The sequence below is a fragment of the Deltaproteobacteria bacterium genome (assembly GCA_021737785.1).
Lineage (GTDB): Bacteria > Desulfobacterota > DSM-4660 > Desulfatiglandales > Desulfatiglandaceae > AUK324.
Genome location: JAIPDI010000011.1, coordinates 41,513 through 63,094 on the forward strand (window position 1 = coordinate 41,513; position 21,582 = coordinate 63,094).

The 21,582-nt window shown below is 55.3% G+C and carries 15 protein-coding genes and 1 riboswitch; of the genes, 8 read left to right on the forward strand and 7 right to left on the reverse strand.

What is annotated here, in order from left to right; all coding sequences use genetic code 11:
* Positions 1–107: 107 nt before the first annotated feature.
* On the reverse strand, positions 108–1,181 hold the full coding sequence (locus tag K9N21_07545; protein MCF8143756.1) for a histone deacetylase: 1,074 nt from the start codon (positions 1,179–1,181) through the stop codon (positions 108–110).
* Between the two features lie 313 nt (positions 1,182–1,494).
* Here K9N21_07545 and K9N21_07550 point away from each other — a divergent pair, with 313 nt between their 5' ends.
* From K9N21_07550 to K9N21_07585, 8 genes are all read left to right on the forward strand, one after another.
* Entirely contained in the window at positions 1,495–1,800 is a 306-nt protein-coding gene (locus K9N21_07550; GenBank protein MCF8143757.1) for a zf-TFIIB domain-containing protein, read from the forward strand.
* Positions 1,801–2,503: 703 nt separating this feature from the next.
* Positions 2,504–3,502: an NrtA/SsuA/CpmA family ABC transporter substrate-binding protein gene (locus K9N21_07555; protein MCF8143758.1), complete on the forward strand. Its 999-nt coding sequence runs from the start codon at positions 2,504–2,506 to the stop codon at positions 3,500–3,502.
* A gap of 9 nt (positions 3,503–3,511) precedes the next feature.
* Positions 3,512–7,435 carry a PAS domain S-box protein gene (locus K9N21_07560; GenBank protein ID MCF8143759.1) on the forward strand — a complete coding sequence of 1,308 codons (3,924 nt, stop codon included), beginning with the start codon at positions 3,512–3,514 and terminating at the stop codon, positions 7,433–7,435.
* A 171-nt stretch (positions 7,436–7,606) separates the two neighbouring features.
* Positions 7,607–7,984: a response regulator gene (locus K9N21_07565; protein MCF8143760.1), complete on the forward strand. Its 378-nt coding sequence runs from the start codon at positions 7,607–7,609 to the stop codon at positions 7,982–7,984.
* A gap of 240 nt (positions 7,985–8,224) precedes the next feature.
* A riboswitch (cyclic di-GMP riboswitch) is annotated at positions 8,225–8,304 on the reverse strand.
* A gap of 497 nt (positions 8,305–8,801) precedes the next feature.
* Positions 8,802–9,953 carry an efflux RND transporter periplasmic adaptor subunit gene (locus K9N21_07570; protein ID MCF8143761.1) on the forward strand — a complete coding sequence of 384 codons (1,152 nt, stop codon included), beginning with the start codon at positions 8,802–8,804 and terminating at the stop codon, positions 9,951–9,953.
* 21 nt (positions 9,954–9,974) lie between these two features.
* A complete protein-coding gene (locus tag K9N21_07575) occupies positions 9,975–13,181 on the forward strand; it encodes a multidrug efflux RND transporter permease subunit (GenBank protein MCF8143762.1) in 3,207 nt (1,068 codons plus the stop codon).
* A 1-nt stretch (position 13,182) separates the two neighbouring features.
* On the forward strand, positions 13,183–14,628 hold the full coding sequence (locus K9N21_07580; protein MCF8143763.1) for an efflux transporter outer membrane subunit: 1,446 nt from the start codon (positions 13,183–13,185) through the stop codon (positions 14,626–14,628).
* A 201-nt stretch (positions 14,629–14,829) separates the two neighbouring features.
* Positions 14,830–15,387, forward strand: a complete 558-nt coding sequence (locus K9N21_07585; protein ID MCF8143764.1) for a hypothetical protein — start codon at positions 14,830–14,832, stop codon at positions 15,385–15,387.
* Between the two features lie 174 nt (positions 15,388–15,561).
* On the opposite strand, the gene K9N21_07590 is transcribed toward K9N21_07585, so the two are convergent.
* From K9N21_07590 to K9N21_07615, 6 genes are all read right to left on the reverse strand, one after another.
* On the reverse strand, positions 15,562–16,416 hold the full coding sequence (locus K9N21_07590) for a hypothetical protein (GenBank protein MCF8143765.1): 855 nt from the start codon (positions 16,414–16,416) through the stop codon (positions 15,562–15,564).
* Between the two features lie 55 nt (positions 16,417–16,471).
* The gene (gspN, locus tag K9N21_07595) at positions 16,472–17,368 is read right to left on the reverse strand and encodes a type II secretion system protein GspN (protein ID MCF8143766.1); all 897 of its coding nucleotides are present in this window, start codon (positions 17,366–17,368) and stop codon (positions 16,472–16,474) included.
* A gap of 86 nt (positions 17,369–17,454) precedes the next feature.
* On the reverse strand, positions 17,455–17,976 hold the full coding sequence (locus K9N21_07600) for a hypothetical protein (GenBank protein MCF8143767.1): 522 nt from the start codon (positions 17,974–17,976) through the stop codon (positions 17,455–17,457).
* Between the two features lie 100 nt (positions 17,977–18,076).
* On the reverse strand, positions 18,077–19,525 hold the full coding sequence (gene pilM / locus K9N21_07605) for a pilus assembly protein PilM (protein MCF8143768.1): 1,449 nt from the start codon (positions 19,523–19,525) through the stop codon (positions 18,077–18,079).
* Positions 19,525–20,505, reverse strand: a complete 981-nt coding sequence (gspK, locus tag K9N21_07610; GenBank protein MCF8143769.1) for a type II secretion system minor pseudopilin GspK — start codon at positions 20,503–20,505, stop codon at positions 19,525–19,527. Before gspK ends, pilM begins: the two co-directional genes overlap by 1 nt.
* A 263-nt stretch (positions 20,506–20,768) precedes the next feature.
* Positions 20,769–21,530 (reverse strand): prepilin-type N-terminal cleavage/methylation domain-containing protein, encoded by a 762-nt coding sequence (locus K9N21_07615; protein MCF8143770.1) that lies wholly within the window; start codon positions 21,528–21,530, stop codon positions 20,769–20,771.
* Positions 21,531–21,582: the final 52 nt, after the last annotated feature.

Below are 21,582 nucleotides of genomic sequence, written 5' to 3' on the forward strand. Positions count from 1 at the left end.
GTTATTCGAATTGCATTGTGTTTATGAGTTCTACTCCTCCACGGTTTCTCATGACCCACTCCTTAAGTGATATCCACACACGTGGTAAAATATTCAATATGCCTTCTTCACTTTTCAATTTTCTGGTTCGTCCGGGTCAGGTTTTTCCAAAACCTGCCGTGAACCTTGACCGCCCTCCCCACGATCCCCTCAATACTTTCCTCTTCCGAGGGAGTCAGGGCCTGTTGCGCGAGGGGGTCTGAAATCCCGGCCATTTCCCTGATCACTGCCTTTACCGAGCTGCTGAGCCCTTTCAGTTCATATCCTCCTTCCAGGGTCATGACCACCCTGCCGGCGCAACAGGCATCGGCAATCCCCATGATGATTCGCGTTAACCCTGCAAACCCATTCGATGTCACCCGCATGCCCCCCAACGGATCATCGGCATGGATATCAAACCCCGCCGACACCAGGATCAGGTCCGGATCGAACTCCAGTGCGATTGGTTTTAATATTCGCTCGAACACGGCGATGTATTCCCCGTCGCCTTTGCCCGGAGAAAGGGGGACATTCACGGTAAATCCTTCGCCGCTTCCCCTTCCGATCTGTTCGGACGCACCGCTCCCCGGATAATAGGGATACTGATGGGTTGAAAAGTAGAGGTTGGTGGGATCCTCCTCAAAGGAATGCTGGGTTCCATTGCCGTGATGAAGATCCCAGTCCACCACGAGCACCCGTTTAATGCCATGGGATATCTGGGCATGCCTGGCCCCCACCGCCAGATTGTTGAAGAGGCAAAAGCCCATGCCCCTGCTGTGCTCAGCATGGTGGCCCGGCGGCCTGACAAGGGTAAAGGCGTTGTCTATCTCTCCGGATAGAACGGCAGATATTGCATCGCACATGCCCCCGGCGGCCAGGAGCGCGGCCTCGCAGGATCCTTCTGAGACCGCCGTATCCGGATCCAGAGACCGGTATCCCTTTCCGGCGGTGGCCAGGATCATGTCCACATGCCGGGTGGAGTGTATCCGCAGGAGTTCCTCCTTGGTGGCCCGCCTCGCAGGTAAATTCAGGAATATGCCCGCCATCTCAGGGTGTTCCAGCATGGCGTAGATGGCTTTCAACCGTTCGGGGCTCTCCGGATGCCATTTCCCCGGCAGATGATTCAGGTACCTTTCGTCCTTTACAATAGCAGTTTTGCGCATTCTGACAATCCCTTCAAGTCACGTTTCCTCATATTGACGGTTCCGACAGATACGGCAGTAACATAGGACATGATACCCCCAGCCGCACCCGTCAACAGGTTCAAGAAAGTACCCTATCCAAAAACTTTAGGGAAAAGGCCGTATGAAGTCAACAGGGAAGTTGTCGTTTGAACCTCTGTCGGAGCCCAGCATGCCCGCGTCAATAGCTGGTCGACGCTATTCAAAATTGACATGACACTCCTTTTAATCTATTTTAAGGTTCTGGAACTTGGAATCGGTCATCAATCACAGGAAAAAATGGAGGTAACAGGCAATGGCTTACGAACCATCGGATAGAGAAGATGAGTATTTTATGAAACTGGATCAGGAACGGATGGCCAAGATACGTTCCGAACTGGACCGGCAACGACAAGAAGAATCCAAGCTGCATCGTAAAGATGCCCACTGGATGAAGTGCCCCAAATGCGGGCACGACTTGGAGGAAATCAATTATCAGAATGTGATGGTGGATCGATGCCGGAACTGCAAAGGGGTCTGGCTGGATCACGGTGAGCTGGAACTCCTGGGCAAGGGCGATGCAAAGGTAACCAAGGGCTTCCTGCAGAAGGTCTTCGGTTAATGTATCGAGCGCTTTTTGACTGCTTGCCTCCAAACCCGCATACCTTTGCCGGATTTGGAGGTAAGCATCTGAGTTCTACCACCTATTCCTTACCGGAATCCAACAGCACCTATCGCCCACGCTTCGCTCCCCAGTTTTTCAAACATGAGCCGCTCTACCGAATTGCCCTATGTTGGGCCAGGTTTCCGTTTATTTTTTTACCAACCTTATCCTTCAATGGTCACGGAATCGTATCCATGGCAGCGAATGCTGGTTCATGAAGGGGGATCAGGATATCCCCTGCCGTCTTCACGTCATACGGATTTTACCCACTGGCAGCAATTGCATCCATGGGGATACTGATCTGGCCATCAACATCTCTTGCGCCAGTTCCCTTGACTACAATCGCACCTTCACATTGAATCACATGCCCCACCCAGGGGATCCCTGTCTCCACGTCCAGTCCCTTGCCGGACCCAGGCCCCCATTTGAGGCCCGTGACGTCCGGGTATTCTCCCGCAAAACAAGATGGTCACATTTTATTTGACACCCAAGGCCGCTTCACCCATACTCCAAACAGAAAAAGCAAGGTTATATCCGGTGATCACCCTGCGAGGTGTTACATCCAACACGCCGAGGAGCGAAGACCGAGGCGTATTTCTTCATGTGCCGCAGGGAGGAGCAAAGCGATTAGGATATCCGGAGAATGAACGAGGAGGGCCGTGTGATCAAGAAAGGCGCCGTGGCGCTGACTCTTTTTGCCGTCATGCTTGTCGGCATGGTCGGGTGCAGCCGAAACGAGGATCCGAAGCCCCTTGAGAAACTCACCCTTGCCGTGACGCCCTGGCCCGCTTCCGCGCCTCTGTATGTTGCGCACGAGAGGGGCTATTTCAGGGACGAAGGGCTCGATGTAACCCTCCATCCCTATGTATCGGGGCACCTTGGGCTGGATGCGGTGCTCGCGGGGAAGGCGGAACTCGCCACGGCCGGTGAAACACCGATCGCCCTGGCCGCCATGGAAGGAAAGCCGCTTTCGGTGGCCGCCACGGTTTGCGAAATCGATCGGGCGATCCTGATCATCGCGAGGAAGGACAGGGGCATTTCCAAACCCTGTGATCTCAGGGGGAGGAGAGTCGGCGTGGTGGAGGGCACGACCGCACATTTTTTCCTCCACATCTACCTGATTACCTCCCATGTGGATCCGAATGACATCATAATGGTTCCCATTGCGGCAGACAGGGTGGTCGATGTCTTGCTGAACGGGGAGGTTGATGCGGTCAGCACCTGGACGCCTCACACCATCATGCTCCTGGACAGGCTTGGGAGCAATGCCCTCGTGCTTCACGACGCGAACATTTACACCATGACATGGAATCTTGTGGCTGCCCAGGATTTCGTCAAGACACATCCCGGGCGGATCGTGAAGTTCCTTCGGGCCGTGGTGACGGCAAATGAATTTATCGCAGAAAAACCGGAAGAGGCCATGGCCGTGGTCGCCGCGGCCATCGGTGCAGAAAGCCCCCTGTTCGAGAAGGAATGGAAGGACTTCAAGTTTGTCACCGTGCTGGAACAGAGTCTGATCGTGAATCTGGAAGATCAGGCGCGTTGGTTCAGGAAGAGAAGTTCCAGCAAGCGCACGACGCCTCCCGACTTCACATATTTCATCCATACCGACGGCCTGAAGGCAGTGCGACCTGAAGCGGTCGGGATCACCGGCACATAGGGGACGGTAATGAATATCGGCTCCAAATTGAAGCTTGCGGCCCTGGTTCCCTTGCTCGTGTCCCTGGTCACCGGCCTTGCGCTCCTCTTCTCCTACAGGGCAATAGATCGGGCCTGGGATGAGGGCCAAAGGACCAAGCAACTCATGAACAGCATGAATGAGTTGAACAGCCTGGCCAGGTACTACATGCTCTATCCCGAGAATCGACCCAAGCGGCAATTCCTCAGCGAATACGATTCCATGACCGAAATCATCGCCTCCCTCCAATTTCGGGACAAGGTCCAGCAGGGGCTCCTGCAAGGCATTCGGGACAATAGCGAATCCGTGAGGAAGGCATTCCTCAGGCTGGTTGCCGTCTACGAACGACCCGCCCCGGCCGAGCGCTATGCCCTGTCCAGGGAAGCGGAGGAGCGGTTGATCGGGCGGATACTGACAAGGGCGCGTGACGTGCTGTCCGATGCACTGCGGCTCGAAGCCCTGATCGATGGCGAGATAGCGAATACCCAGCGAAGGGTGAGTTGGCTTGTTATTTTCATTCTCGTGACCACAGGCGTTCCCCTCACCGTTGTTCTGATCCGGACCATGAAAGGCATTACTGCGTCGCTCGCGACCGTGAGACAGGGAACCGAGGCCGTCGGCGCCGGTCATCTCGATCACAGGATCGGCATGGCGGATAGGGATGAGATCGGGGAACTCTCCTGCGCCTTTGACCGCATGACGGACCGCTTGAGGAATACTACGGTTTCCAGAGACAGACTCCGCAAAGAGGTGGAAGAGCGAAAGGGGGCCGAAGAAGATGCGCGCCGGCAGGGAGAGTGGCTGCGGGTCACCCTCAGCAGCATCGGCGACGCGGTAATCGCCACGGACATCCAGGGCCGGATCAGCTTCCTCAATCCCGGCGCCGTAAGCCTGACGGGCTGGCAACTCGAAGAGGCCAAGGGCCGGTCGATCCAGGGCATCTTCCGGATCATCAACGAAAAGACCCGCAGCCCGGCCGAGGACATTGTGAACCGCGTGTTGCGCGAGGGGAACGTCGTCAACCTGGTCAATCATACCGCCCTTATTCACCGTGATGGCCGCGAAATCCCCATCGAGGACAGCGCGGCCCCGATTCGGGATGCCGAAGGAAAAACAGCAGGGGTGGTAATCGTCTTTCATGATGTCACGGAGAAGCGCCGGGCACAGGGAGAGATCCTGGAGGCGGCGGAGAAGTTCCGCATCGTGGCGGATTTCACTCAGGACTGGGAGCACTGGCGCAGCCCGGAAAATCGCTTTCTCTATGTCTCACCCTCGTGCGAGCGTATTTCCGGCTACGCGCCGGAGGAGTTCATCCAGGATCCGGATCTCTATTCCAGGATCATTCATCCGGACGACCGGGAACGCGTTGAGGCGCATCTGCATGGAGAGCAGTTCCGTGGGGAAACACGTGAACTGGAATTCCGTATCCTGCACCGTGACGGCAGGATACGTTGGATCGGTCATGTTTGTCAGGCCGTCCTGGACCCACAAGGCGCTTTTCAGGGGCGTCGGGGTTCCGAGCGTGACATCACCGACAGAAAACAGGCTGAGGCGGCCACCCAAGAAGCCAGGAAGTCTCTGGAAAGGGAGAAGCAGATTCTTCAGTCGGTCATGGACGGGGCAGAAAACATCCACCTCACCTACCTGGACCGGGACTTTAACTTTGTGCGCGTGAACCGGGTGTACGCCCGGACGTGTGGGTATACGGCCGAGGACCTGATCGGGAAGAACCACTTCACCCTTTTCCCCCATGAAGAGAACGAGGCGATCTTCGTCCGCGTGCGGGAGACGGGCGTACCGGCGATCTTCCATGATAAACCCTTTGTCTTTCCGGACCAGCCAGAGAGGGGAACTACCTACTGGGACTGGAGTCTTCTGCCGGTGAAGGACCCTTTCGGTGACGTACAAGGCTTTGTGTTTTCTCTTGTTGAAACGACCGAGCGGAGGCGGGCCGAGGACGCACTCAAAGAGAGCGAGGCCCGGCTCCGCCTTCAGATGGAACGGATGCCTATCGGGTGTATCCTCTATGACGAGAAGTTCCACTTTGCCCAAATGAACCCCGCTGCGGAGCGGATTTTCGGTTTCCGTGGAGGAGAACTCATCGGACGCCATGCGCAGGTCATCGTGCCGGCCGATGCCCAGCCCCACGTGGAGGGAATTCTCCATCGCATCGCCGAAGGCGACATGACCGCTCACAGTGTGAACGAGAACCTCACCCGGGACGGCAGGATCATTCTCTGCGATTGGCTGAATACGCCCCTGAGGGATGCAGGAGGCCGCTTTACCGGGGTTCTCTCCATGGTCCAGGACGTCACTGAGAAAAAGCAGGCAGAGGAAGACCTGCGGCAGCGAACCCTGGAACTTCAGCAACTGAACAATACGCTGGAGCGGCGGGTGGAGGATCGGACCGCAGAACTTGCCATCATCAACAAGGACCTGGAAGAAGAAATTGCCGAGCGGAATCGGGCCGAAGAGGCGGCGAGAACGGAACGCCGTCGGCTCTACGAGGTCCTGGAGACGCTGCCGGCCTACGTGGTGCTCCTGACCCCGGATTATCAGGTACCCTTTGCCAATCGTTTCTTCAGGGAACGTTTCGGAGAGTCCAATGGACTGCGGTGTTTCGAGTTCCTGTTCGGCCGAAAGGAGGCGTGCGAGAATTGTGAGACATATTCTGCCATGAAGACCCATGCCCCCCATCATTGGGAGTGGGCCGGACCGGACGGTCGCATTTACGAGGTATCCGACTTTCCCTTCACCGACACGGACGGTTCCACCCTCATCCTGGAGATGGGCATCGATATCACGGAGCGCAAGCGGGCAGAGGAGCGGTTGAAGGCTGCCTCCTTGTATGCCAGAAGTCTCATTGAAGTGAGTCTCGATCCATTGGTCACCATCAGCAGGGATGGAAAGATCCTGGATGTGAACAGGGCCACGGAACTTGTTACCGGAGTTGTCCGTGAACGGCTCATTGGCACGGATTTTTGCCACTATTTTGCGGAGCCCGAGAAGGCAAGGGAGGGATATGAACAGGTATTTAGGGCGGGACTTGTAAGAGACTTTCCCCTTGCCATCCGCCATATCTCAGGCAGCCTCACGGAGGTCCTGTACAATGCCTCGACATACAGAAACGAAACCGGCGAGGTGGAGGGGGTCTTCGCCGCCGCCAGGGACATCACCGAATTGAAACGGGCGGAGAAAAAACTGAGAAGCTATATGGCCATGCTGGAGCTGAGTAACCGGGAAATGGAGGACTTTGTCCATGTGGCATCCCACGATCTGCAGGAGCCGTTGCGCAAGCTCCGGACCTTTTCCGACCTGCTGCTCGGCCAGCATCACGACTCCCTGAGCGACAAGGCCCGTGATTACCTGAAGAGGATCAACCTGTCGGCGGAGAGGATGCATACCCTGGTCATGAGCCTCCTGAGGTATTCCCGTATCACCTCCGACTCGAACCCTTTTACAGTGTTCAATCTTGCGGACCCGGTGCGGGAGGCGGTGGCGGATCTGGGTGTGCCCTGTGAGGAAACGGAGGGCCGCGTGGAGGTGGGTGAACTGCCCGATATTGAGGCGGACAGGGTCCAGATGCGTCAGCTCTTCCAGAACCTGATCAGTAACGCCCTGAAGTACCAGGGGGAAGGGAAGCCCGTGGTCCGGGTCTACGGCAGCCCCCCGGATTCAGGTTTGTTCTGGGACATCCAAGTGGAAGATAATGGGATCGGCTTTGACGAGGCTCACTTAGACAAGATTTTCAAGCCCTTTCAGCGGCTCCACGGGAGGAGTTCTCCCTATGAGGGGACAGGCATGGGGCTGGCCATCTGCCGGAAGATCGTGGAACGCCATGGCGGGGTCATCACAGCCAGGAGCGTGCCGGGGAAAGGATCGACATTTATTGTCAGTCTGCCGAAGCGGCAGTAAGGTGTTCGGATACCTTGACCTTTCGGCTCCGGGCCTTGCGCTTCGAACTCTCAGGCTTCAGCGGTTACCTGTTGTTGGTCCTGTATCTCCTCTAAATCCCGTCAAGTTTTTCCTGTGGTGAATATGTTAGGGAGGTAGGCCTTGAATACCGATAGGGAGCCACTCGTCCTGATGGCCGACGATGACGACGATGATTGTACGCTGGCCAAGGATGCCTTCAGGAAATCGGGGGCGCGCGGCGTCATCCACTGTCTCGAGAACGGGATGGAACTCATGGACTATCTCTCCCGCTTCGACTCGGTTCCTGATCTGATCCTGCTTGATCTCAACATGCCCATCAAGGACGGTCGCCTCGTCCTGAAGGAGATCAAGTCCACACCTGCGTTTCAGCACATTCCGGTTGTGGTGTTCACCACCTCCCGGGAAACCAAAGATATCGCCTACAGCAGTGAAATGGGGGCCCAGTCATTCATTACGAAACCGAATACCTTCGGAGAGTGGGTCAGCATCATGAAGTCCTTAGCAGATCAATGGCTCGCGGCCGGCTAGCAGGGTGCTGAAAAAAGGCGCTGGATGCGGGTCAAAACAATCTGTCTATAAGTATCCCTTGTCTCAGGGTTGGTATTTCCTATTTCATAATTGAGATAGTTTCTACGCCAGTTGCCCCTTGACGGCGCTCCACTTCTCATATCCAGGCTGAAACAGTTTCAGTATGGACCCCAACACGTCCCTCAACACGAGAAATTGGGTATCGGCGTGACCTCATTGGGCCGGCGCAATCGGCATACGTTGGGCAACCCCGCTACCCAAACCCGCAAGGGCCGGCGGTTTTGCGTCCCACTCTTTCGAGAGGTTTGCCTTTTTCACAACTATTATGCAGGCATCAAACCGAAAAAAATATAGAGATTTTTTTTGAGTTCTGTCAACTAAAACTGATTGGCGCAGCTTCTTACTCTTCCTCCCGACTCCGAACTTATGGATACGATCAGTCAGCGGCTTTGCACTTATCCCCCTATCGGATGTTCTGATACGAGTATTGCCCGGGGATTGTTGAGTCTGAAACTCATGGAACCGCAACGCCAATATTATTAGTTGAAATTATCCTACTTTTAAAAGATAATCACCTGTTTTCCGGATTATTCCTTTTGGAGGCATGAAACCGGCTTTTTTTTGGTCCGGCCGTTGGGCTTTGCTGCGCTTGACCATCTAAACCGGGAAATCCAGACGGGTGCGAAAATAATCGCAGTGTCTGAGAAACACAAATGATAAGGGAATAAGGTGCAAACCTTAAGGAATTGGAAATTTACCGATGGCTCAAACAGATAAAATAGATCCTTTAGGGTATGTCAGATCGCTCATCATCCCCATGATCATGGCGGCGGCCGTTCTCATGGCGGCATGCCAGAACAAAAAGGAGGCCCCGCCGCCGTCCGTGCCCGTGGTCATGGTGGTGGAGATTGTCCGAAAGGATGTGCCTGTTGTTTTTGAATATATTGCCCAAACCCAGAGTTCCCATCTCGTCAACATTCAGGCGCGGGTAAGCGGGTTTCTCGACAAGCGGATGTACACCGAGGGCGCGGTGGTGAAGGAGGGCCAGATACTTTTTCAGATGGATGCCAAACCGTTTAAAGTCCAGCTGGACCAGGCAAAGGCCGCCCTTGCCAAACAGGAGGCCGCGTTCGAAACCGCCCGCTTGAATCTTGCCCGCACCAAACCCCTTACAGAACAAAACGCCCTTTCCCAGAAGGACCTTGACGATGCAACAGGCCGTTACCAGGCCACCGCTGCCGCCGTGGCCCAGGCCAGGGCCCAGGTGGAAGCGGCAAGGCTTAACCTTTCCTACACGACCATTACATCCCCGGTGAGCGGCATCACCAGTTCGGCTCGTCAGACCGACGGTACGTATATCAATCCCCAGAACAGCCTCCTTACGACCGTTGCGGTGCTCTCCCCCATGTGGGTGAATTTCAGTCTGTCTGAGAACGAATTGCAGAAATATCTGGACCAGATTGCCGAGGGTCGGTTGCGTCCACTGAAAAGCGATGAGTATGAGATCGAGATCCTCCTTGTGGACGGATCAATCTATCCCCATACAGGTCGGATGACTTTTGCCGAACCCTCCTATAATCCCCAGACCGGGACTTTTCTCATCCGGGCGGATGTTGATAATCCGGACGGGATCCTGCATCCGAACCAGTTTGTCCGGGCGCGCCTGAAAGGCGCAATCCGGCCCCAGGCAATCCTGGTGCCCCAGCGTGCGGTGCAACAAGGGTCAAAGGGCCACTTTGTCCTGGTGGTGGGGAAGGATTCCAAGATCGAACAGCGACCCGTCACGGTTGGAGAATGGCATGGAGACGACTGGTTCATATTCGAAGGTCTGAAAGACGGCGAGCAGGTGGTGGTTGACGGCGGTCTGATGCTCAGGCCCGGAATGATTGTCACCACAAAGCCGTATGATGCCGGCCATGCATCCGGAGCCGAGGGTCCCACCTCGTCCGAAACAGGCACAACCAAGTGACAAATAAAGGAAATCCGATCCGTGTTCTCCAAGTTTTTTATTGATCGGCCGATCTTCGCCACCGTCCTTGCGGTTCTTATCTGTCTTGCGGGCATTGTGGCCATGACCGCCCTTCCGGTGGAGCAGTATCCGACCATCACCCCTGTGCAGGTCACGGTATCGGCAGTCTACCCCGGGGCCGATTCCCAGACCCTTGCCGATTCTGTTGCAGCGCCGATCGAGGCCCAGATAAACGGCGTTGACAACATGCTTTACATGTCTTCCACGAGTTCCTCGAACGGACAATTGGTGCTTACCGTTTATTTCACGCTGGATACCGATCCGGACATTGCCCAGGTGCAGGTCCAGAACCGGGTCAGTCTCGCGACTCCCCAGCTGCCCGAGGCCGTGGTGCAGCAAGGGGTGTCCGTGCAGAAGAAGGCATCGTCCATCATGATGTTGATCGGCATCTATGCCGAAGGTGAGCGTTACAGCAGCGACTACATTGCGAATTACGCCAATGTCTATGTTCTCGATGCCATCAAGCGTGTGCCGGGCGCCGGACAGGCCCAGATCATGGGCGTCGCCGATCAGGCCATGCGCATCTGGATGAACCCGGACCGGATGGCATCGCTGGGGATTACCACCAGCGACATCCAGCAGGCCGTTGCCACCCAAAACGCCATGTACGGGGCCGGGCAGATCGGGCAGAAGCCCACGTCCGGACCTGTGGAGTTGACGATCCCGGTGGTGACGCAGAGACCGTTCACGCAGCCGTGGGAATATGAGAATATTATTCTGCGTGCGAACCCGGACGGCAGCAGTATCGTTCGATTAAAAGACGTGGCGCGTGCCGAGGTAGGTCTGAGACAATATGTGGTGGACAGCAAGTTGAACGGCAGCCCTGCTACCTTTCTGGCAGTCTACCAGCAGCCCGGGGCCAACGGGCTTGAGGTGTCCCAGGCCGTCCGAAAGACCCTTGAAGAGATGAAGCCCCGTTTCCCCAGCGGCCTCGACTATATGATCTCCCTCGACACAAACGACTTTGTGCGCCTCTCGATCAAAGAGGTGGTGCATACCCTGTTTGAGGCGATCCTCCTCGTCATTTTTGTTGTATACTTTTTCCTTCAGAGCTTTCGCACCACCATCATTTGCTCGGTTGCCATTGTCGTGGCCCTTGTCAGTACATTTACCGGCATGCTTGCCCTGGGCTTTTCAATAAATTTGCTTACCCTTTTCGGCCTGGTGCTTGCCATCGGAATGGTGGTGGACGACGCCATCGTGGTGGTGGAAAACGTTGAACGCAATATGACCCGATATCATTTGTCTCCCAAAGAGGCGACGGTCCGGGCCATGGGTGAGATATCGGGTTCGCTGGTGGCCGTGGTGCTGGTGATGGCATCGGTCTTCATCCCTGCCGCATTTCTGCCGGGCACCACAGGTCAACTCTATAAGCAATTCGCCATTACCATCGTCATTTCAGTCGCGGTTTCCGGATTCGTGGCCCTTACCCTTACCCCGGCCATGTGCGGCGTTTTGCTGAAGCACACCACGGCCCCCACGCGCGGCTTTTTCGCCTGGTTCAACCGACAGGTCGATGCCATTACCCGCGCCTTTGGTCACGCCGTGACGTTCGTCATCAAACGGATGATTATCGCCTTCATCATCCTGGCCGTGCTTGTCTATGCACTTATCCAGCTCTTTAGAGTGATTCCCACCAGCTTTGTGCCGAATGAGGATCAGGGATACGTCATTGCCGCGATCATCATGCCGGACGGCGCAAGTCTCAACCGCACCGAGGGCGTCGCGGATCGGGTGGATGCTATCTTTAAAAATCTTCCCGGCGTTGAAACGCGCACCCAGATTACAGGCTACACTCTGTTGGACAACGGTTACAAGACCAATGCAGGGACGTTCTTTGTGACGCTCAAGCCCTTTGAGGAGCGCTATGGTTCAATAAAGAAGGCACGGGCTGAAAACGCCCGGGCCGTGCTGACCGGGTTGCACAATGAAGCAAAGGGGATACAGGAGGCTCTGGTGATTCCCGTGGCGCCGCCGGCGATTCCCGGGATCGGGACCACCGGCGGTTTTGAATTCTGGATCCAGGATATGGGGGCGGGTGAACCCGCAAGACTGGACGAGCTTACCCGGCGTTTCCTCAGCAAGGCCCGCGAGCGTCCTGAACTCACCGGCTTGAACAGCACCTTCAGGGCCACCACCCAGCAGTTGAGAGCGGATGTGGATCGGGAAAAGGCCAATCTTCTCGGCGTATCGGTGAATGATATCTACAGCGCCATTCAGGCGCAATTCGGGTCTCTCACGGTCAGCCAGTATGACGAATTCAGCAGAGTCTGGTGGGTCATTCTCCAGTCCGAGCCGAAACACCGCCAGGATCCCGGGGATCTGGCGCGGTTGTACACGAGATCCAATCAGGGCGAGATGGTCCCCCTTTCCGCCCTGGTTACCACCCGATGGGTGACAGGACCCGACTTGCTCCCGCATTTCAATGGGTTTCCCGCGGCCAAGATAAACGGGAATGCCGCTCCGGGGTACAGCTCAGGTCAGGCGATTGCCGCCATGGAAGAAGTTGCGGGTGAGGTGCTTCCCCAGGGCTATACCTTTGCGTGGTCCGGGCTCGCCTTTGAGGAAAAGGTATCGGGCGGCGCCTCCATGATGGCATTTGTATTCGGTCTCATCGTGGTCTTCCTCGTCCTTGCCGCACAATATGAGTCCTGGACACTTCCGGGTTCGGTGATGATGGCGGTGCCTTTCGGGGTTCTGGGGGCCCTGACAGCCAATTGGCTGCGGGGACTGGAAAACGATGTTTACTTCCAAATCGGTCTCCTTGTGCTGATCGGCCTGGGGGCCAAGAATGCGATTTTGAGGGTCTCCTTTGCGGTCGAACTGCGCAAAGAGGGGAAGTCGATCATGGAGGCCACCATCGAGGCGGGCGAGCAGAGATTACGGCCGATCATCATGACCTCTCTTGCCTTTGCCTTCGGGGTGCTCCCCCTGGCAATGGCCATGGGCGCGGGCGCCAACGCCCGCCATTCCATCGGCACCGGCATCATCGGCGGCATGATCGGAGAGACCACATTGGCCATGCTCTATGTGCCGCTCCTGTTCTATATCTTTGACCGGATGAGCGAGCGATCCAAGGCCAAGAAAGACGCAAAATCCGGCAAAAAAGCCCTTGCTGCTGGCGGAGTGGCACAGGAGGTGCCGCATGCACCGGCGGAGGATCACTGATATGCGCGCCCTGGCGGTACTGGCATTCGTTATAATGCTCAACGGCTGCATGCTGGGTCCTGATTATGTACGGCCGGATCTCGATGTCCCCGCCGCCTTCACGTACACGGACGGGGAGGCCCAAGAGACCGCCAATATAGACTGGTGGAAACAGTTCCAGGATCCGGTGCTGGATGCGCTGATCACTGAGGCCCTCGCCAACAACAGGGACATCAAGATTGCCGCCGCAAACATCGAACAGGCCGCGGGAATCCTCATGCAGACGCGATCCCCGCTGTTTCCCCAGGCGGCATACAGCGGAACCGCGAAAAGGGAACGCGCAACAGAGACCGGGGCCACGCCCATTCCTTCGATCATACCGAATCCCCAGAGTTCATATCAGGCCTTTGCCGGCGCGAGCTGGGAACTCGACCTGTGGGGCCGCATCCGAAGGCTCTCCGAGTCTGCCCAGGCCCAGCTGCTGGCAACCGAGGAGGCGCGGCGCGGCGTCATCCTTTCCCTGGTTTCTTCCGTGGCCGGCACCTATATCCAACTGCTGGGCCTGGATGAGCAACTCCTGATTGCAAAGGAGACCCTGGGCACCTATGCCGAGTCGGTCAGGATCTTTGAACTGCGTTTTAAGTATGGTCAGGTGTCCCAGATGACGGTTGAGCAGGCCCGTTCCCAGTACGAAACAGCCGCAGCGGCCATCCCGCAGATCGAGTCTCAGATCGCTCAGACCGAAAACGCCCTTTCAATCCTGATGGGTCGCAATCCGAGGCAGGTTGAACGCGGCAAAACCATTCACCAATTGCACCCTCTGCCTGTCCCGACGGATCTCCCCTCCGATCTGCTTGTTAACCGCCCCGACATACGCGGGGCAGAACAGAATCTCATCTCGGCCAATGCCCGGATCGGCGCGGTCAAGGCCCTCTATTTTCCGACCATATCTCTGACCGGGGCCTTTGGATTTGCCAGTTCAGAACTCTCCAACCTCTTCCAGGGGCCGGCCCGCATCTGGAGTTTCGCCGGCCTTGTCACGGGACCCATCTTTACCGGAGGGGCAATCCGCGGCCAGGTCAAACAGGCCGAGGCCATCCGAAAGGCGGCGCTTCTCAATTATGAGCAGACGGTTCAGAATTCTTTTGCCGATGTGGAAAACACCCTGGTCGCCCGCAAAAAGCTTGTCGAGCAGATCCAGGCACAGGAACGTCTTGTCAAGGCAAACAAGGAATATGTGCGGCTTGCCCGTCTCCAGTATGACGGGGGGTATTCGCCCTATTCCACAGTGCTCCAGGCAGAGCAGCAGCTTTTTCCTTCGGAGCTCAATTATGTCCAGTCCCGGGCCGCTTTTTTTATTTCGCTGGTGAACATCTATAAGGCCATGGGCGGCGGATGGATAACAGATGCCGAACGATTGACCGTTCAGAGAGCGAAAAATGAGAATGCCTTGGCCCGTGAACCCTGAAACGGCCAGGATACTCGGGTTCTCCGCAATAATACAACCACACGGGTTGCAATTTCGCCCGACACATCTTATTATAATAAAAATGCACCTCGTCGATGCTCGACGGGGTGTTTTGTTTCGCCCAGTCGATCACGAGGGGCCCCAAGGAACCCACCGGGTCTGAAAAGTCGCCCGGAAAACCCCATTAATAAGGAGATACCCATGGCAAATCTTTCTGAAATCACTCTTTACAGCGGCGGTCACAAAGGCACCGAAGCCGAGTTCGGCCGTCTGGCTGAAGCTTGGGGTCTGGTCGAGGTCAATTTTTCTTACGCGGGCAATGCCCCTGAGCGGACGGCGGGCATTCGGGTGCTGAGTCCGGAAGAACTCGACAAGGGCAACGTCAGCATGGAGATCGTCTCGACCCGGCTGGGACGCACCTTTTCCAAGTCCGAAAAAATCCGCAAGGTCATCCAGGTCATCTTTCACATGGTCAATAACGGCTTCCACGTCATCGTGGTAGGCTGGATTCAGCCGGACAATACCGTTAAGGGAGGCACCGGATGGGCCGTCGAACTGGCCAAGTTGTTCAACCGGCCCTTGAGCGTCTACGACCAGGACCGGAAAGGCTGGTTCACCTGGAAAAACAACACCTGGATGGCGGAAGATCCGATACTGGATCACAAGACCTTTGTCGGCACCGGAACCCGTCGCCTTACGGAAGACGGCCGCCGAGCCATCAGCGATCTTTTCGAGAGGAGCTTCGGCCCGGTTCGATGATCAGCGACGGCAAGAGGGGCGTAAGCGGTTAGACTCTTAGACGCTTTGTCTGTAACTTCTCTGCAACGTGCGAAGAAGGCTGCCCGTGGGGGTCTCTGGGACTTGGGTGAAACCTGTTTGGTGCGCGGCCGTCAGACCGCCTTAAGGGAATGTCAAAGGGGTGAATAGGGCCTCTCATTTGAACTGATAATTGATGGTCCGGGGCTGACCCCCGCGCAGAATTTCCATGGACAGGGGATCGCCTGATTCTATGGCCTTGTAAAAGGAGAAGGCATCCTCGGGTGTGTTGATCGATTTGCCGTTGATGTTTTTGACAATGTCTCCCCGTTGAAGCCCCAACTGAGTGAAGAATGAATCGGCCTGGACATAACTGAGAATGAATCCATCCGGTTTTCCGTTTTTCAGATAGGGCCGAATGCGTGCCTGGGTTAACAACTGGTTGATATTCTGGAGCGAATTCTGGATGTCCGACCGGGCCAGGGTTACGGTGTCACCGCCTCGGGCCGGCCCGGCCGAGGCATGTCCCCCCATACCTTCCTCAGGCGCATCCATCGAGAGGACCTCATCTTTTTCCCCCACATGCAGTACGACTTTCCCTCGCACGATTTTCCGGATGACTGCACCCTGAACAGCGTCTCCCACCCTGTAGAGACCCTGTGTTCTCTTGACCGAATCTTCAATCACCGCACGTGCGTTTTCTTCAAGACCCGTGACCGTCCCCAGGAGGGCGATGTTGAGGGTGGTCGGTTCCAGGGCCTCGATATCTTCCTTCTGGATTTCTCTCGTCTTCACATCATCGGCGGTGGTTTCAGCCGCCCCGAACAAATTTCGATTCACAATCACATCGAAATGTTTCAACAAAGGCCGTTCATGATGCACCCTCTTCGGAATTGTCACCTCTGCCGTCTGCGAGGTCCGAACGTCGGTGAGCTGAAAGGAAAGTGTCCTGTAAAAAATATCCACGCCGAGGTAACTGAGGGCTGAGAAAGCAGCGAGGTTAAACAAAATATTATATAAATTCTGTTTCATAAATAGCGCCGGGATTCGACAAATTCCCTAATCCCCCAATTCCTGAATTCTTCGTTTAAATAAACCTGAATACCGGGTTCATGAACGTGCCTTGAATTACAAAGGAACGCTTCAGTTTCTTGAGCCCCTGTCGGAGAAAATTCAAGGCGGCTGCATCTCCCTTCGTATTTCCAAAGAGCCCGCCGAGCGGTTCCATGGTCCCCCTCAGGTCAAGCCTGCTTCTGGACAGATCGGTATCCAGCGTAATCGCACCGGATATTTCTCCTTTGACAACTTTCCCCTCGAGATGGACGCGATTCAGGGAGAGCTTTCGGTCCTTCATGGCCATTTCCATGGAAAGCCGATGGAAATCCAGGGTGTCAAGACCCAGAACGGGTTGCAGCAGCTTGACGCTCCCATCAGTGATGACGATCGTCCCCTGACCCGCGCCGTCAATAAGTCTATTTTGTTGCCCTGCATAATGAATCGCCCCACCCAGAACCCCGGATACATTTCGGCCCAAAAGGGGCGCAAGATAGGGATGATCTCCGATATGAATACCTTTAAGCCTGAGAGAGGTTGCAAAGGGGGCATCTGTTGCATATCGCCCAAAGTCGACATGACCCTCCATGTCGCCGGTGTAAGCGTGCGCTTTGAAATAATACCGAGGCGTGCCGGATAGAAAAGACCACGCCGCCGGGGTAATGGAAATGCTGCTGGCCCGCAGAAGATCCTGATGGGGTGCCGCCCTTAATGAAATTCCTGCATCGATAAGATGGATACCCGGTGGAAACCCGGGACGAACCTCCTTCAGAGAGAGAACCATCGGGGGATCTGTGCCGGCCGCCTCGGATACCAGATAGGCCTCAATCTTATCGGCTGGAAACCGGTAATACAAGAGCCCGATGGTCAAAAGCACGGTGTAGATCACATATCCGATCCATTTTCCTTGTTTTATGAAAACCCTTCCCATGTACGGTTTACCCGGTTAAGCGGCTGAATGTGAAGTGCCCAAAGTGTATGAAAGGCCTGACGTTAAGGGACGCGTGTCAATTCTGTCTATGAATCCACAACCGTCACTACCTGCATGACGGCATCCAGGTATCCAGGGGCGCCCTTGGCATCCGTGATGGAAAGTCGCTTGATGCTGACGACGTGTTCCGGCGACTCAATCAGATAGAGATAATCCACCAGTTGCTTTAAATTGATCCTGTCGAGCTTCATCTCAACCATTGACTCCTTGAGCCGGCCGTCTCCCGGGGAGTCTGAAGGCTTCATATACTTGATGTGCGCCTTTACCCCTGCCGTGCCCGCCGCCTGTCCCAGAAAAGAGAACAGGGTAAAGCCCTTTGCGCGCCTTTCAAGACGGCTTTGGATCCCCTCAGCCCCCCTCTGGTAGGCATCATATTCAGCCTTCAGCAGCCTGATTTCTTTTAGCCCGCGCCATTTTGCCTCAATGCCCCGTTTCATGGCTTCCCGTTTATCGAGAAAAGGGAAGACAGCGAACTGGACGACGAGAAAGAGGGCTATAGCGGCCGCGCCCAGGGAAACAGACAGTTTTTCTCTTTTTCCTAACCTCATGGTTCAAAGATTTCCTGCCGAACAGATGACCCAGATCTCAATCACCGAATTCCGGCATTCCGGCATTCTCAATTCCTCAATTTTCTTAATTTCTCAATCCTCATGGCTTACGGTCTATGGTTATCTCAAACTGTATCTTGTTCCCTGAATGGTCCAGATTGGCTGATGTGATATTTACCGGACCGAATCGCTTTGCTGTGGCCAGGTCGTTTTTTATCCTGTCCACCTCGTTGAATGCATCAGTTCTTCCGGAGATCCTTATGGTCTCAGGATCCACCACCATACGGTGGACCTCAACAGAGATGGATGGAGGGATGCGATTAGAGATCTCCCGCAACAGTTCCAGCACCGTATCCACGGGCCCTGCAGCGGGGCCTGATGCGGACGAGCGTTTCATCTGCTCAACACTTACCCTCAACTGCTGGACCGGATCGACGATCCGGGTTACCTGGGGAAGGGTTTGCCGGAAAATGGTGGTGATCTCCTGGTCCAGCGTCCGGTACTCCTTTTTCAGCAAATGGTAGTCGATTACCATATCGGCGACCAGGAACGAAAGGATCAGGAAAAGAAAGAGGGCGAATTTCGGGATCGCCTTCCGGATACTTTGATACCGCCCTTCCGTGCCGAATTCATCTCTCCTGAGATTGAATCCTCCCTCCTTCCCCGCATTGCGCAAGGCCAGGGAAAGTGCGCCATTCATCAGGGCCGGGGACCAGTTCCGGGCGATGTTTTCTTCCATTCTGATCTTTTTGTCCTGGCTGACGTCAATCGGTTCGGCCGGAATGTCCAGAAACCGGCTCAGCAGGTCCCCAGAGATAGGGTCTTGTGCCCCTTCCCCGGTAAAATATATCTTTTCCGGACGATCAGGCATCCCTGTTCGGGAAGTAAATGCGTGTACTGTATTCTGGACGGCGATGCACAGGGACCTGAAAAAGGAGTCCATATTCTCCGGGGAAGGGACCGATACGGAAATAAAGGATCGGATCAGGCTGATCCGCCCATTCAAACAGAGGATCAGGGAATACCTCTTTGCTCCTATCTCCAATACAAGGATATTCTCAGGGGTCCCTGCCTGATTCAATATCCAGGAAGCCAGGGAGGTTCCCCTCACCTCCAACACTTCCGGATCGATCCCCATGGACTGAAGCGCTTCAAGATAATCCGAGATAAACTCCTTCCGGACCAATGCGGCCAGAACCCCGCTTTCGGCATGGTGATCTGTGGCGATGAAATCGATCAGCAGGTCTTCCACAGGAGAGGGGAGCATGTTCTCCATTTCAAAGGGGAGGGCCTGTCTGATTTTTCTCGCGTCCTTGAACGGCATGGGGACGTTCCTGAAAGAAACATGCGCTTCCGGAACAGTGACGAGGCATGTGTCATTCCTGAGGTCCATGGACCCGGCAAGAGATCTGAGGGCATCCTCCAGGCTCCCATCGGCCACAGGAACCCGGGTACATGCAAGGATCCGGCGCCCTTTCAGCCCGCTTGCCGTCCGGACGGCCGTAATGTGTTCAGTACTTATGTCTATCCCTGTGATGTTGCCGTGCATTATTCCGCTTTCCATGCCACGATCTGAATGGATGATCCCTCTCCCCTCTTGACGACCGAAGTCACCTCTCGGCTCATAGACTCGGTATCAGCCATCCCTGCAGATCTGATTTCAAAATAGTCGCTCGAGGTCTTGATCAGGTCGGGATCGATGGTTACATGGCCCATCCCCGGGATTTTTCGATACCATTCGGGATCGGTCATATCATTTTCTGTGTCTAAACGATAGGCCATCATGTCATGTACCATCTCGGTGTCGATGTCGTCTGAAAGGGCGCGCAGGACCAGGGGACCGGCAGTATTGATATTGATTCTGCCGTCTCCGTAAACCGTCAGGCTGTCTGAGATGCCGGCACCGTCATCGGCGCTTCCAAAAAAAAGGTCGTCGGTCATCCCCTTGACATGGCGGAGCTGGCCCAGGGAGTCCATCGGTTTGTTCCAACAGGCATAGGGGTGTTCGAGGGACTGGTAATAACCGTTTTCCGCGCCGAACCGCGTCACCTCATGGTCTGCATCGATCCAGTCTTTTATCGCATCGATGAGATTTCCGACAGCTTCCGGTTCCAGCCCGAACCGTTCCAGGCCCAAGAATCTGGTAAGGAGCATTTTCCGGGGTTCATTGTATTCTCCATTTTCATTGACCAGCCGGTTGATGCATATTTTTCCCGAAAGATCGGATATCTCCACCTGAAAACGGCCCTGCTCAAACATCTCAACAGAATTGAGGGAAAGCTCTTTTGATCGCGCCCAGGCCTCCTGGAGGGAGTCCGAACTGCTGGAAGACGCATCTTCCGAGAGAACCGCCATGGCGCAATGTGTGCCGGACCGGGCAATAAGACCGAGCCTGATGCCGTCACGGAGATTTGCGGATGAATACAGGCCAGCCCACATGGTCCGATTGAACTGGAGCGTTACCACGACGAGAAGGCTGATGATTAGAATCGTGAGGATCAAGGCAAAGCCCCTGTTGTTATCGAGCATCGATGTCATTGACTACCGGTTGGTGAATAAGTGCTTTCTGTTATTGTTGCCATGCCTTCATCTCATGCGTTTGGAATCCAAGATCGGCATCTGAAATTCTTCGTGTGGTCATCGCATCGATCCGGTGCGGGCGCTACGGTGAGCCGTTATCTTTTCCGGCCGCAACCATTAAAACGGAGTGAAACTCAAGAGAACAGGACTGCCGGCGTTTTGTCGCCCTCAAGCGCCATATCAGACTGGCCCCGGTTCGACCTGGGATCAGGCTATCCCCCCATCGGAATTGCCATGGCGGACATGAATCTGAAGGGCCGCTCCGGGTCCTTCCGGTTTGGGAATTCCATCAGGATCGACACCCTCGAAGGGAGTCTTCCCTTTGAGGGGCCTTCATCCGAATCCCAGTTTTCGTGGGGTTCGCCTTCTGAATCGTAGTAGATGAAATCGATTGATGAAAGTCCTTTGCACAGGAGCAGCCCGCCGGTACCGGGCTCGGGCCTTTCACGGGTGGGCGATGTATCTGAGCGGTACAGGTCCAAAACATCCTTGTCAGTGCCTGTCTTCCCATAATAGGCGATTTCGGCAGATTCAGTGAGCGATTTTTTATCTGAAAAGGTCAGATGTGCAAGGGAGATAAACCGCAGCTCTCCGCAACGAAGACCTTCTATGTACTTTTTCTCTCCTTTAAAGAGAGAGGGTTCGGAGGTTTCCTCCCCTGTTTCCGAAGGCTGGAATGTTTCAGGAGAATAGGCCGATTCCAGATCCCCGGTGACCCGAGCCATGGCAATCCGGGCCATCTGGTATATGTCCTCCTGGGATTCGGTCTCATCAATAATGTTCAAGGTCCCTCTATACGCCGTAAGGACGGCAGAGATAATGAGGGCGAATAGGAATACGGCGATGAGGATCTCCAGAAGGGTGAATCCCCCTGCCGAGTTCGGGTTTTCTGCGGTTCCAATTCTTTTCATATGCACACAAAAATACGGGTTGCCGGATTCCCGATACCGGTTACCGATGACGGGTCGGGCCATGGACGCCTCTTGCACCGAAGAATTTTTGGCCCATCCACTTCTTTAGACTGCA

Coding starts and splice junctions, on each gene's coding strand:
- K9N21_07600 (MCF8143767.1), bottom strand. CDS start 17,976: ATGAGGTTAGGAAAAAGAGAAAAACTGTCTGTTTCCCTGGGCGCGGCC.
- gspN (MCF8143766.1), bottom strand. CDS start 17,368: ATGGGAAGGGTTTTCATAAAACAAGGAAAATGGATCGGATATGTGATC.
- K9N21_07570 (MCF8143761.1), top strand. CDS start 8,802: ATGATCATGGCGGCGGCCGTTCTCATGGCGGCATGCCAGAACAAAAAG.
- K9N21_07545 (MCF8143756.1), bottom strand. CDS start 1,181: ATGCGCAAAACTGCTATTGTAAAGGACGAAAGGTACCTGAATCATCTG.
- K9N21_07565 (MCF8143760.1), top strand. CDS start 7,607: ATGGCCGACGATGACGACGATGATTGTACGCTGGCCAAGGATGCCTTC.
- K9N21_07580 (MCF8143763.1), top strand. CDS start 13,183: ATGCGCGCCCTGGCGGTACTGGCATTCGTTATAATGCTCAACGGCTGC.
- pilM (MCF8143768.1), bottom strand. CDS start 19,525: ATGCACGGCAACATCACAGGGATAGACATAAGTACTGAACACATTACG.
- K9N21_07585 (MCF8143764.1), top strand. CDS start 14,830: ATGGCAAATCTTTCTGAAATCACTCTTTACAGCGGCGGTCACAAAGGC.
- K9N21_07560 (MCF8143759.1), top strand. CDS start 3,512: ATGAATATCGGCTCCAAATTGAAGCTTGCGGCCCTGGTTCCCTTGCTC.
- K9N21_07615 (MCF8143770.1), bottom strand. CDS start 21,530: ATGGCCCGACCCGTCATCGGTAACCGGTATCGGGAATCCGGCAACCCG.
- gspK (MCF8143769.1), bottom strand. CDS start 20,505: ATGCTCGATAACAACAGGGGCTTTGCCTTGATCCTCACGATTCTAATC.
- K9N21_07590 (MCF8143765.1), bottom strand. CDS start 16,416: ATGAAACAGAATTTATATAATATTTTGTTTAACCTCGCTGCTTTCTCA.
- K9N21_07550 (MCF8143757.1), top strand. CDS start 1,495: ATGGCTTACGAACCATCGGATAGAGAAGATGAGTATTTTATGAAACTG.